This window comes from uncultured Lutibacter sp. (assembly GCF_947495725.1).
Lineage (GTDB): Bacteria > Bacteroidota > Bacteroidia > Flavobacteriales > Flavobacteriaceae > Lutibacter.
Genome location: NZ_CANLZZ010000001.1, coordinates 256,046 through 269,900, shown reverse-complemented (window position 1 = coordinate 269,900; position 13,855 = coordinate 256,046). Strand labels below are relative to the sequence as shown.

Annotated in this window: 7 protein-coding genes; all 7 read left to right on the top strand. The window is 31.9% G+C overall.

The genetic code is table 11. The features are described 5' to 3' along the window. Positions 1-2 precede the first annotated feature (2 nt). The 7 genes from Q0776_RS01000 to Q0776_RS00970 all read left to right on the top strand — a co-directional run bounded on the left by Q0776_RS01000 (position 3) and on the right by Q0776_RS00970 (position 13,808). Complete coding sequence (locus Q0776_RS01000) at positions 3-1,526, top strand: RagB/SusD family nutrient uptake outer membrane protein (protein ID WP_298363736.1); 1,524 nt, start codon at positions 3-5, stop codon at positions 1,524-1,526. Between the two features lie 14 nt (positions 1,527-1,540). Continuing rightward, positions 1,541-3,589, top strand: coding sequence for a PKD domain protein (locus Q0776_RS00995; protein WP_298363734.1), 2,049 nt, complete (start codon positions 1,541-1,543; stop codon positions 3,587-3,589). Between the two features lie 22 nt (positions 3,590-3,611). Continuing rightward, positions 3,612-5,291: a family 16 glycosylhydrolase gene (locus Q0776_RS00990; RefSeq protein ID WP_298363733.1), complete on the top strand. Its 1,680-nt coding sequence runs from the start codon at positions 3,612-3,614 to the stop codon at positions 5,289-5,291. A gap of 256 nt (positions 5,292-5,547) precedes the next feature. After that, on the top strand, positions 5,548-6,954 hold the full coding sequence (locus tag Q0776_RS00985) for a glycoside hydrolase family 30 beta sandwich domain-containing protein (protein WP_298365109.1): 1,407 nt from the start codon (positions 5,548-5,550) through the stop codon (positions 6,952-6,954). Then, entirely contained in the window at positions 6,954-8,468 is a 1,515-nt protein-coding gene (locus Q0776_RS00980) for a sugar porter family MFS transporter (RefSeq protein WP_298363731.1), read from the top strand. Before Q0776_RS00985 ends, Q0776_RS00980 begins: the two co-directional genes overlap by 1 nt. A 58-nt stretch (positions 8,469-8,526) precedes the next feature. Then, positions 8,527-11,979, top strand: a complete 3,453-nt coding sequence (locus Q0776_RS00975; RefSeq protein ID WP_298363729.1) for a hypothetical protein — start codon at positions 8,527-8,529, stop codon at positions 11,977-11,979. Between the two features lie 2 nt (positions 11,980-11,981). Beyond that, a complete protein-coding gene (locus Q0776_RS00970; protein WP_298363727.1) occupies positions 11,982-13,808 on the top strand; it encodes a glycoside hydrolase family 3 N-terminal domain-containing protein in 1,827 nt (608 codons plus the stop codon). The last annotated feature ends 47 nt before the right edge of the window (positions 13,809-13,855 follow it).

The window sequence follows — 13,855 nt, the reverse complement described above, 5'->3', positions numbered from 1 at the left end:
AAATGAGAAAAAATATATTTAACATATTAACTATAGCAACAGTTTTTTCAGTCCTTATTATTTCTTGTACTGATGATTTTGTTGAACGACCTGTAGAATATTCTATCGATTCTGAAAATTATTTTAATTCAAAATCAGAATATGAAAGTGCTCTTATTGGAGCCTACGACCTTTTACAAACAACTTTTGTTAACGTTTTAATGGGCGAGTTTGCATCAGATAATACAGTATGTGGAGGAAATAGTCCTACTGACGTACCAGGTTATCAACAAGTTGATGATATGATTCATACACCTGTAAATTCAGAAATTAAAAAATCATGGGATTGGATGTTTGCCGGAGTTCAAAGAAGTAATTACATTCTTGAATTTAAAGATAATATTGAGTTTGAAGGGAAAAATCAAATTATTGCTGAGGCTCGTTTTCTTAGAGCTTATTACCATTTCGAATTGGTAAAATGGTTTGGCGCTATACCTATGAATGGAGACAAAAGATTTGCTCCAGGCGACGAAACTACAATTCCACGTTCACCAGAAACAGAAGTATATGCTTCAATAATTGAAGATTTAATTTTTGCTTCAGAAAATTTAGATGTTTATCCTTCGCAAACAGGAAGAGCAACAAAAGGTGCCGCATTGGCATTATTAGGAAAAGCTTATTTGTATGAAGCCTCTTATTCAGAAAATGTTTGGAATAATGGATCTAATTCAATTGAAAAATACAAGTTGGCAGCAGCTAAATTACAAGAAGTTATCAATAGCCAAACTTATTCTTTAGTGGCAGATTTTGATGAAATATTTGAAATGGATGGTGAAAATGGTGTTGAATCTGTTTTTGAAATTCAATATACAGATGTTGAAGGTGGAAGTTATGGGTATATGCAAGCAATTGAAGGAAATGTAGCCGTGGGTTTTGCAGGACCTAATTCATATGAAGGTCCATTTTTTACAGCAGGAAACAACTTTAATTTACCAACTCAAAAAATAGTTGATGCTTTTGAAGCTGATGATTTAAGAAAAGAAGTAACCATTTTAGATATGGATGCTTGGGTAGCTGAACATCCAGAAGTTACTTATACAAAACAAAATGAGCACACGGGTTATTTCAACAGAAAATACATTCCAAGAAAAAGAAGTGAAAATGCTGCGGCAGATTTAAAACTTACAAACCCAAATAATTACAGAGCAATTCGTTATTCAGATGTTTTATTAATGGCTGCTGAGGCTTATAGTAAATCAGGCAATGATTCAAAGGCTTTAGATTATTTAAACGAAGTAAGAGACAGAGCTTTTGGAGATCAAGACCATAGAATAACTTTTACAGGTTCAAACCTATACAATGCCATTTTAGCAGAAAGAAGAGTAGAATTTGCTGGAGAAGGACTTCGTTTCTTCGATTTAGTAAGAACAGGAAGAGCCGCTCAAGAAATAGACGGTTTTACTCCTAATAAAAATGAAGTATTTCCTATTCCATTAGAAGAAATTCAATTTTCAAATGGTAATTGGGCTCAAAATCAAAACTATTAACAAAAATTATTAAAATGAAAATAACTAAATATTTTTTAAGTATCGTTTTAATTATTGCAACTGTTATTAGTTGTAATGAAGACGAGTTAGGAAGCTTAGACTTTGTGTCTACAGCCACTGCGCCAACTAATGTTGAAACATTTTTTAGTGTTACTCAAGATAATACAGGAACAGTTACAATTGCCCCAAATGCAATAGGAGCCGTTAATTATGATATTGAATTTGGAGATAATACAGTAGACCCTGTTTCAATAAAACAAGGGAGTAGTATTACTCACGTATACGAAGAAGGAAACTATGATGTAAAAATAGTTGCCTATGGTATTTCAGGATTAAAAACGGAAGTAATATCTCCTTTAGTTGTATCTTTTAAAGCTCCTATGAATTTAATGGTTGAAATTGCAAATGATGAAGCAATTTCAAAACAAGTAAATGTAACAGCAACTGCAGATTATGCTACAATGTATGATGTGTATTTTGGAGAAGAAGGCATAACAGAACCGATTTCAGGAAATATAGGAGATGTAGTTTCTAATATTTATGCAGAACCTGGAACTTATACAATTAAGATTGTTGCAAAAGGTGCTGCAATTGAAACAACAGAATACATAGTTGATTTTGAAGTTACAGAAATTAGTCAGCCTTTAGCAAAAGCGCCAACACCACGTTTTAGAAATGCAGCAGATGTAGTTTCTATATTTAGTGATGCTTATAACAATGTTAATGTAACTGAATGGAATCCTGGATGGGGTCAATCAACTCAATTAACTTCATTTGTAATTGATGGGGATAATGTTCTTAAATATGATTATTTAAATTATACAGGAATTGTAACGGATTATGGTAATCCAACAGATATTTCTTCTATGGAATATGTTCACTTTGATTATTGGACAAACGATGCCGAAAGTATAGGTTTTAAAATTGTTAATACAAGTCAAGCAGATGGAACTCCTGAAAAAGAGGATGAAGAAACTGTTTCAGATATTGTAGAAGGTAAATGGGTTGGAGTTGATATTCCATTAGCCGATTTCACTACAGATAAATCGGGAATTACACAAATGTTATTTGTTTCAAATGGAGTTACGGTGTTTATAGATAACCTTTACTTTTGGAAAGAAGCCTCTGATGGAGCTGAAGCTGGTGCATTGCCGTTAAATTTTGAAACCGACTATGAATTAAGCTCATTTGATGGTGGCGAAATATCAGTTATCGATAACCCAGATGCAAATGGAAATGCTTCTGCTAAAGTTATTCAATTGATAAAAGGAGCTGGACAAACTTGGGCGGGGTCAAAAATTACTTCAAATCTACCATTTGGGTTATCTGAATCAATTGTAGTTACTGCAAAAGTTTGGTCACCAAGAGCTGGATTAAATTTATTAATGAAATTTGAAGATGCAGTGCCTTGGCCAAATACTAGTGCAACAGCAGAAATAACAGCCACTACAACCGTAGCTAATGCTTGGGAAGAACTAACATTTGTTGTAACTGGAGTTAATTCTGCCCTTGAGTATAATAACTTGGTGTTAATTATGGATAATGGTACACAAGGAGATGGTTCATCAAACTATACTGTATACATAGATGATATTTCAATAGCATCATTTTTAAATTTTGAACCTAATTTTGAATTGAGCTCATTTGATGGAGGAGCAATATCAGTAATTGATAATCCAGATACAAATGGAAATACTTCTGCTAAAGTTATTGAATTAATAAAAGGCGCCGGACAAACTTGGGCAGGATCAAAAATTACTTCAAGCGTGCCATTTGAGCTGTCAGAATCTATTACAGTTACTGCAAAAGTTTGGTCACCTAGAGCAGGATTAAATTTACTTATGAAATTTGAAGATGCGGCTCCTTGGCCAAATACCAGTGCAACTGCAGAAATAACAGCCACAACAACCGTTGCAAATGCTTGGGAAGAGTTAACATTTGTTATTACTGGAGTTAATACAGATCTTGAGTATAACAATCTTGTTTTAATTATGGATAATGGTACACAAGGAGATGGATCATCAAACTATACAATATACATAGATGATATTATTAAGAATTAATAGAATAATATAAAGTAGAATTATGAAAAATATAAAATATATAATAGCAATTTTTTCATTAGCACTATTTTTTAGTGCTTGTGAAGAAGACAGCCAAGAATTTGGAGATTTAATTGCACCTTCTAATGTAGATATAGTTTCAGTAGAAATTCAAGGTCAAGATTTAAATAATCCAGAGTTTGTTAATGGTGACGGAAGTGGTTTTGTAACATTTAAAGCCACTGCAAACAATGTAATAAGTTATACTTTTAATTTTGGTGATGGCTCAAGTAAAGTAGTTCCTTCAGGTGTTGTAACTCACAGGTACACTAAAGTAGGAGAAGTTGACTATACTGTAACTGTAAGCGCAATCGGAACTGGTGGTGTTGCATCAACTGTTTCAAAAGAAGTGAAAGTATATAGCTCTTTTTCTGATGTAGAAGCTGAAAATATTTTAAGTGGAGGTGTTATTGGTGAAGGCAAAACATGGTATTGGGCTGCTGATTTAGATTTACACGTTGGATTAGGACCAATTTCAGATGATTATGGAAATGGAGAATTTGCCTATGAAGGGTGGTGGAATGCCATTAAAGCTTGGGATGAAGAAAAAGGGTGCATGTATGATAATGAGTTTGTGTTTACAAAAACGGCCAATGGTATTACATTTGAACAAACATCAGGTCCAGCATTTATTCCAGGGACTTATGCAGGTTACATTGGTGTTGGAGGAGACCAATGTCACGATGAAACTGTTGCAACAACAATGTTTGGTGTTAAAAATGTTTCCATATTTCCATCAAATTCAAAAGCGGCTTTAGAAGGTTCATACAATGAATTACCATATAGAGGTACATCATTCGAAATTTCAGATGGTGGTTTTATGGGATGGTACGTTGGAGCAAGTACTTACGATATTATTTCTATTGATGAAAACTACATGAGAGTAAGAATTATAGAAAATACGGCATCTGGATCAGGTGCTGCTTGGTATCAATTATTTACATCTACTAAACCAGTTCAAGGAGCTTCAGAATTCACCAATTTAGTGTGGTCTGATGAATTTGAAACTGCAGGTGCTCCAGACCCTTCAAAATGGACATATGATCTTGGCGCAGGAGGCTGGGGAAATGGTGAAGAACAAACTTATACAGATAGTGCTGATAATGTAGTTGTTGAAGATGGCGTTTTGAAAATTACAGCTAAAAAAGAAACTGATGGAAGTTATACTTCCGCAAGATTAAAAACACAAGGCTTATATAATTTTAAATATGGAAGAGTTGATATAAGTGCAAAGCTACCAGAATCGGCCGGAACTTGGCCTGCTTTATGGATGCTAGGTGAAAACTTCCCAACGGTTGGATGGCCTAAATGTGGGGAAATGGATATAATGGAGCAAACAGGTGGAGATAAAGCAAGTACTTTAGGAACATTTCATTGGTGGGATTACACAAATTCAGTTAATGCTAGTTATGGTGAAAGTGCAGCAATTGCAAATGCAACAAGTGAGTTTCACTTATATTCTTTAGAATGGACTGAAGAGTTGATTCAAGTATTTGTTGATAATGAAAAAGTTGTTGAAATGGCTAATAATAGTGATTTACCATTTAATGAGAACTTTTTCTTAATAATGAATGTTGCAATAGGAGGCACTTTAGGAGGAAGCATTGATGCTGCATTCACCGCAGATACAATGGAAGTGGAATATATAAAAGTTTATCAATAATATTGAGTTTAGTTAGTAGTTAAGTGAAAAAGGTCAGATTATGAATTGATCTGACCTTTTAATTAATTTTAATTGAAAAAACATTTGTTGAAAACAAAATAAAAAGGTCTTTTAGGAGTATCATATTTTGTTAGGGAAAAGATTAAAAATTGAAAAAATGTGCCTTAAAAAAAACATTCAAATATTACTACTGTTTATAATAGTTAAAGTTTTAATTGGTTGTTCTAATAATGTAGAAATTTCAAAAGATGCAAATATGCAGACGTCCAAAATGCACAATTTTAGGGAGTTAATTAAAAGTGAAGTTTATACAACTAGTTCAAAAGGTGATGTTAAGCTGCAATTAACGGCTGCACAAATTCCATTCTCTAATTTTAAACAGCCTTTAGAAACAGAAGCTTCCATTTATGTAAATAGTTCCAAACAACATCAAACTTTTGTTGGTATTGGAGCAGCTTTAACAGATGCTTCTGCAGAAACATTTTATAAATTAAAAGAAAGTGAACAAAAGCTTTTTATGGAAGCATATTTTAATGTTGATAAAGGTATTGGTTACTCACTGGCTCGAACAGTTATTCATAGTTGCGACTTTTCAACCGAAAGTTATACTTATATAAATGAAGGTGACACTGATTTAAAATCGTTTTCAATAAATCATGATAAAGAATTTAGAATTCCATTCACTAAAAAAGCCATTGAAGCTACAGATGGAAAATTAACAATATTTGCAAGTCCTTGGAGTCCGCCAGCATTTATGAAAACGAATAACAATATGTTAAAAGGTGGTAAATTATTACCAGAATATTTTCAACCTTGGGCAAATTACTATGCAAAATTTATAAAAGCCTATGAAGCCGAAGGTATTCCAATTTGGGGGTTAACCATTCAAAATGAACCAATGGCGGTTCAACGTTGGGAATCTTGTATTTATACAGCAGAAGAAGAACGCGATTTTTTAAAAAATTATTTAGGGCCAACCTTAGAAAAAGAAGGGTTAGGAGATAAAAAAATAATTGTTTGGGATCATAATAGAGATTTATTATTTGAAAGAGTAAATATTATATTAAATGATCTAGAAGCAAATAAATATGTTTGGGGAGCTGGTTTTCATTGGTATGAAGATTGGAAAGATGGAACTCCAATGTATAAAAATGTAAAAAGTGTTAATGAAGCTTTTCCTGATAAGAATTTAATTTTTACTGAAGGTTGTAATGAAGGTTTTGATTTAAATAGAATTGAAGACCCAAAACTTGCTGAACGTTATGGAAAGTCAATGATTAACGATTTTAACAATGGAACTGTTGCTTGGACAGATTGGAATATTTTATTAGATGAAACTGGGGGTCCAAATCACGTTGGAAATTTTTGTTTTGCACCTGTTCATGGAAATACTAAAACAGGAGAACTTAAGTTTACAAACTCCTATTATTATATTGGTCACTTTTCAAAATTTATTCGACCCGGAGCAGTAAGACTTTCAACTGAAACTACAGCAAATCACTTAAGTGCAACATCTTTTCTTAATAAAAATGGAAGTTTAGTAGTTGTGGCATTAAATACTGGTAATGTTGATATAAATTATATGTTAACAATAGATAATAAAAGTGCTAGTTTACAAATGCCAGCACATTCAATTCAGTCAATCATTTTAAACCAAAAATAATGAATAAATCATACACCATATTAATAAGTTTAATTGTTGCTCTTGGAGGGTTTCTATTAGGGTTTGATAGTGCGGTAATTTCTGGAGCTATAACAGGTATTAGAACTTATTTTGAAATGAGTGATTGGCAATTAGGGTTTGCAGTTGGTTGCGTTATTTTTGGGGCCATGGCAGGTAATTTATTGGCAGGACCATTAAGTGATAAATATGGCAGAAGAAAACTGTTAATTATTACTGCAATTTTATTTACTATTTCAGCTACTTGGTCAGCAATAGCTACTAATTATATATCATTTATAATCGCAAGAATTATTGGCGGGATTGGAATTGGTGGAGCTATTTTAATTGCACCAATTTATATTGCAGAAATAGCACCTCCAAAACTACGTGGTAGTTTAGTTTCATTAAATCAATTAAATATAGTAATTGGTATTTCGGTAGCTTACTTTTCAAACTATTTTTTAAAAGATATTGAATTTGAAAGCTGGCGCTGGATGTTGGGTGTTGAAGCAATTCCAGCATTCATTTATTTTATTGCGCTGTTTGTAGTTCCTAAAAGTCCACGTTGGCTTATAATACAACATAATGATGTGTCATCAGCAAAATCCATATTAAAGAAAATAGGAGGGTTAGATTTTGCAAAAGATACCATAGAAAGTATTCAAAGAGGTATTGCTAAAAAAGAAGAAAAAGGGACTTTAAAAGATTTGTTTAGTAGAAAAATGACAACCATTTTAATTATAGCATTTGGTTTAGCTTTTTTTCAACAAATAACAGGAATTAACGCTATTTTCTATTATGCACCTACCATTTTTGAACAGGCTGGTGGAAGTGCCGATTCGTCATTTTTACAAGCAATAGTAGTTGGGTTAACTAATTTGGTTTTTACGTTGGTAGCTATTTGGCTTATTGATAAATTGGGAAGAAAACCATTATTAATTATTGGAACATTTACAATGGCAATTGCATTGTCAATGGCTACAATTGCTTTTAATAATGCAACCTATACCATAAATAATTCTTCTATCGAAAAAATTGAAAACGTTCATATTAAAACAGAAATATCACATTTAGAAGGGCAAACATATACATCGCAAAATGAATTATTTAACGCAATTGAACCATTGCTATTGAAAGAAGATTTTATAGCATTTAAACAAAACAATGTGAAGAGTTTTATACATGTAAATGCAACATTGGTTTTAGTTGCAATTCTGCTATATGTAGCTGCATTTGCTATTTCTTTAGGTCCTGTAATGTGGACTATGTTATCAGAAATTTTCCCAGGAAAAGTTAAAGGAATTGCCATTTCTATTGTTGGCTTTTTTAATTCGCTAGTGAGTTTTTCAGTTACTCAATTTTTTCCTTGGGAGTTATCTAATTTAGGTCCTACTGGAACATTTGCAATTTACGCAGTAATGGCAACCTTATCGTTAGTTTTTGTATTGAAATATGTTGTTGAAACAAAAGGTAAAAGTTTAGAAGAACTTGAAGAGTTATTATTAAAGTCGTAGAGTCTAAATCCAAAAAAATCAAAAAAAATCAAAAAAAGTTTAGAATAAAATTATCGTAATGAATAAGCAAAACGAATTATTTATAGGAAAAACACCGGTTTCTTTTAATGAAAATGAAGTTAAAGGAACTTCTGTGAAAATAGGTGATGAAAGTTATTACAAAATTTCAAATGTAAATGAAATGCGTCCGTTTTTTATGAGCATTGTAAGCTACTCAAATCATTGGATGTTTATATCGAGTAATGGAGGATTAACAGCGGGTAGAAAAAATGCGCAATTTGCATTATTTCCATATTATACCGATGATAAAATTACCGAGTTCGCTGAAATTACAGGGAGCAAAACTATTTTAAAAGTTCAATCAAATAATAAAACGTATTTATGGGAACCATTCTCAAGTAAGTACGAAGGTGCTTATAAAATTAAAAGAAATTTATACAAGAATAGCTATGGAAACAAAGTAATTTTTGAAGAAATAAACGAAGATTTAGGTTTAACGTTTAAATACAGTTGGAACTCTTCAGAAAAATATGGTTTTGTTAAAAAATCTACTTTTGAAAACAATTCAAATTCAGCTAAAAAAGTTGAGTTAATAGATGGATTGCAAAACATTTTACCTTATGGAGTTGGAGATGCTTTACAAAATGCATCTAGTAATTTAGTAGATGCATACAAACGCAGCGAACTAAATACAAAAGAAGGAGTAGGAATTTATGCCTTAAGTGCAATTATTGTTGATAAAGCAGAGCCAAGCGAAGCTTTAAAAGCGAATATGGTTTGGTCTTTAGGTGTTAAAAATCCAACCTATTTAGTTTCTTCACTACAATTAGATAGTTTTAGAAAAGGTAAAGATATTCAACAAGAAACAGATATAAAAGCTGAAAAAGGAGCTTATTTTATTCATTCAAAATTTGAATTAGAAACTAAAAAATCTTGGTTAACAATAGCAGATGTCAACAAATCAGTTACTGATGTAAATGAACTAAAAAACAACATTCAATCTAAAGAAAATTTAGCAGCTCTTGTTGAAAAAGATATTGAAGAAGGAACAAAAGAATTGGTGGCTTTAACAGGTAATGCGGATGGAATTCAATTAACTGCAGATGAATTAACAAATACGCGCCATTTTGCAAATACACTTTTTAACATAATGAGAGGTGGAATTTTTGACGATAATTACAAAATTGAAAAATCAGATTTTGTTCCATATATAGCAAATGCTAATAAAGAAGTTTATAGCAATCAAAAAGCAAATTTAAAGCAACTTCCTAAAGAGTTTACTTTATCTTATTTGAAGAAAATTGCTGAACAAAACGATACAGATTTTAAACGTTTGTGTTTAGAATACATGCCATTAAAATTTAGTAGAAGACACGGAGATCCTAGTAGACCTTGGAACAAATTTTCTATCAATACAAAAAGTGAAATTGATGGTTCAAAAATATTAGATTACCAAGGTAACTGGCGTGACATTTTCCAAAACTGGGAAGCGTTAGCACATTCATATCCAGAGTTTATTGAAAATATGATTCATAAATTCTTAAATGCTACAACTTTTGATGGTTACAATCCGTACCGCGTAACTAAAGGTGGTTTCGATTGGGAAACCATTGAGCCAGACGATCCTTGGAGTTATATTGGTTATTGGGGAGATCATCAAATTATTTATTTGTTGAAATTTTTAGAGTTTAGCGAAAAATATTATCCAAATAAATTAGCCGAATTATTTACTCAAAATGTATTTGTATATGCAAATGTACCTTACACTATTAAGAGTTATTCAGAAATTTTAAAAAACTCAAAAGATACCATAGATTTTAATCATCAAGCGCAAAGTTTTATTGAAAAAGAACGTGAATTAATTGGGGTAGACGGAGCTTTATTAAAAGATAAAAATAAAAGTATTTATAAAGTAAATTTTGTTGAGAAGATTTTAGCTACTGTTTTAGCAAAAGTATCGAATTTTATTCCAGAAGGTGGTATTTGGATGAATACCCAACGACCAGAATGGAATGATGCAAACAACGCATTGGTTGGAAATGGAGTTTCAATGGTAACCCTTTATTACTTGAGACGTTTTTTAAGTTTCTTTGAAAGTGTAGTTGAAAATACTTCAAATGAAACAAGTGAAGTTTCGGTAGAATTGGCTGTTTTCTTTAAAAAAGTAGTTGATACGTTGGTTAAAAATGAAGGAATTCTTTCTGATAAAATTTCAGATAAGCAACGTAAAACTGTTTTAGATGGTTTAGGACAAGCAGGAAGTGATTTTAGAGAAACTATTTATACAAAAGGATTTTCAAGTAAAAAAGAAAATATTTCAAAAGATGAATTGTTAGGTTTTATTGAAATAACATTGAAGTATATCAACCAAACAATTGAAGCTAACAAACGAGCAGATAATCTTTACCACGCATACAATTTAATGACAATTGAAAATAATGAAGAGGTTTCAATCTCTTACTTGTCCGAAATGTTAGAAGGCCAAGTTGCTGTGTTAAGTTCGGGTTATGTAAAAGGTAAAGAAGCTTTGGAATTGTTGGATGCTTTAAAAGCTAGCGCATTATTTAGACCAGATCAATACAGTTATATTTTATATCCAAATAAAAATTTATTAGGTTTCAATGAAAAGAATAATATTCCTTCAGGAAAGGTTGAGAATTCGGAATTATTAAAACAATTAGTTACTGATAATAACAAACAGATTGTTGAAAAGGATGTATTTGGAGCATATCATTTTAATGGAACTTTTAACAATGCAAACAGTTTAAAAGAAGCATTAAAAAACTTGCCAGTACAGTATAGTTCTTTAGTTGAAAAAGATTTAGAAAATACTTTAGAAATATTTGAAGGAGTATTTAATCATAAAGCATTTACAGGTCGTTCAGGTACATTTTTCGGTTACGAAGGTTTAGGTTCTATTTACTGGCATATGGTTTCTAAACTATTGTTGGCGGTTCAGGAAATTTGCTTAAAAGCTTTGGAAGATAAAGAAGATGAGGTAATAATAGGGAAGCTATTAGATCATTATTATGAAATTGAAGCTGGAATTGGAGTTCATAAATCTCCCGAATTATATGGAGCGTTTCCAACGGATCCATACTCACATACTCCAGGAGGAAAAGGAGCGCAACAACCTGGAATGACCGGTCAGGTAAAAGAAGATTTTATAAGTCGATTTGGAGAGCTAGGAGTTTTTGTAAAAGATGCAAAAGTTTGTTTCAATCCAAGATTGTTGAGAAAAGATGAATTTTTAAAAAAACCTTCTGTTTTCAATTATAAAGCTATAAATAAAGTAGAATGTGAGCTTCAGTTAAACGAAGGTTCGCTTTGTTTCACCTATTGTCAAGTGCCTATTATTTATCAATTTTCGGAAAAAGATAGCATAAAAGTAGAATTTGAAAATGAGCAATCAAAAATGATAGATAAACTAGAACTAGATGTTGAAACTAGCTCTAAATTATTTAAAAGAACTGGAGAAATAATACAAATTGTAGTTTCAATAAAAGCCTAAAAATGAAAATTTTTTATAATCTTCTTGCTAAAAATGTGATTGTTCTTGGAGTCTGTGTATTTTCTTTTACTTCGTGTTTTAATGACGAAAAAAAAGAGGTAAGTAAAAATGAAATTATAGAGCATAAAATAGATTCGTTACTGAAATTAATGACCTTGGAAGAAAAAATAGGTCAGATGACACAAGTTCGACATTTTTATGACATAAAAGATGGGGATGTAGCCTCAAAATTTATTGGTTCAGTTATTCATACTGATGGGCCAACACCAGGAGTAACAGCTGAAGAATGGCAATCAAAATTTACAAAACTCCAAAAAGAAGCTCTATCAACAAGATTAGGAATTCCATTATTATTTGGTGTGGATGCTGTTCACGGTCAAAACACATTTGAAGGATCTACTATTTTCCCTCATAATATTGGCTTAGGTGCAACACATAACGCAAAATTAGTTGAAGAAGTTGCCAAAATAACTGCTTTAGAATCTCAAGCAACTGGATTTAATTGGGTGTTTTCGCCTTGTGTGGCTATTCCATACAACGAGCAATGGGGAAGAGTATACGAAGCATTTTCTGAAAGTACAGAATTAACGGTTGAATTAACTAGGGCTTCTATAAAAGGGCATCAAGGAGATCTTTCAAATAATTCAACGGTTATGGCTACTGCAAAACATTTTGTAGGTGATGGTGCAACAAATAAAGGGATTGAAGGTGGAGATACATCTATAAGTTTAAAAGAAGTAAGTGAAAAACTTTTAGACCCTTATAGGGAAGCCGTAAATAATGGTGTAGGAGCCGTAATGGCTTCTTTCAATATGTTTGAAGGGGTTCCTATGCATGCTCATAAAACAATGCTTACTGACACATTAAAACTTGGAATGAATTTCGATGGAATTGTGGTTTCCGATTGGAAAGGATATTCACGTTTTGGAGAATATAAAATTATCAATGCAGGAATTGATATGGTTATGGCAGTTGATGGAGATTTGGATTTTTTTCAAAATGGATTAAAAAATGCAGTTGATAGTTTGTTAGTATCTAACGAAAGAATTGACGATGCTGTAAAACGTATTCTTCGTCAGAAATTCCGTTTGGGTTTGTTTGAAAATCCTTTTCCAGATGCCTCCTTTATTAAAAAAATAGGAAGTGAAGCGCATAGAGAAATTGCAAAACAAGCAGTACGTGAGTCTTTAGTTTTGTTGAAAAATGAAGAAGAAATTTTACCAATAAAAAAGAAAACGAAAAAAATTGTGGTTGTTGGGGAACACGCTAATAATTCTGGATTACAATCTGGAGGCTGGACAATTTCTTGGCAAGGAAAACCAGAAAATTATAACGGGGCAACTACTATTTTAGATGGAATTAAAGAAAGTGCAGAAGGCATTGTTGTTTATGATAAGGACGCAACAGGAAAACATTTTGATGCAGATGTTGCAATTATAGTTGTTGGAGAAACGCCTTATGCTGAGTTTTTTGGAGATATTAATGGAGAAAACTCCTATAAACTAACACTAACTAAAGCGCATCAAAAGTATATTAAAACGTATAAAGAAAAAGGTGTTAAGGTGGTAACTGTATTAATTTCGGGAAGACCTCTTGTTGTTACAAATGAGTTGGAGGTTTCAAATGCTTTTATAGCTTCTTGGTTACCGGGTTCTGAAGGTAATGGAATTGCTGAAGTACTTTTTGGAGATTACAATTTTAAAGGGAAATTACCACACTCTTGGCCAAAATCGGTAGAAGATTATAAAGGTAAATATGGTCCAAATTTTTGGGATAATTCAATAAAACCTCTATTTCCATTTGGATATGGGTTAACATATAAGCAATAAAATTTAAGTTATGAATTTTAAAATAAAAATACTTTTTGGCTTACTAT

Coding starts and splice junctions, on each gene's coding strand:
- Q0776_RS00980 (WP_298363731.1), top strand. CDS start 6,954: ATGAATAAATCATACACCATATTAATAAGTTTAATTGTTGCTCTTGGA.
- Q0776_RS00975 (WP_298363729.1), top strand. CDS start 8,527: ATGAATAAGCAAAACGAATTATTTATAGGAAAAACACCGGTTTCTTTT.
- Q0776_RS00985 (WP_298365109.1), top strand. CDS start 5,548: ATGCAGACGTCCAAAATGCACAATTTTAGGGAGTTAATTAAAAGTGAA.
- Q0776_RS00995 (WP_298363734.1), top strand. CDS start 1,541: ATGAAAATAACTAAATATTTTTTAAGTATCGTTTTAATTATTGCAACT.
- Q0776_RS01000 (WP_298363736.1), top strand. CDS start 3: ATGAGAAAAAATATATTTAACATATTAACTATAGCAACAGTTTTTTCA.
- Q0776_RS00970 (WP_298363727.1), top strand. CDS start 11,982: ATGAAAATTTTTTATAATCTTCTTGCTAAAAATGTGATTGTTCTTGGA.
- Q0776_RS00990 (WP_298363733.1), top strand. CDS start 3,612: ATGAAAAATATAAAATATATAATAGCAATTTTTTCATTAGCACTATTT.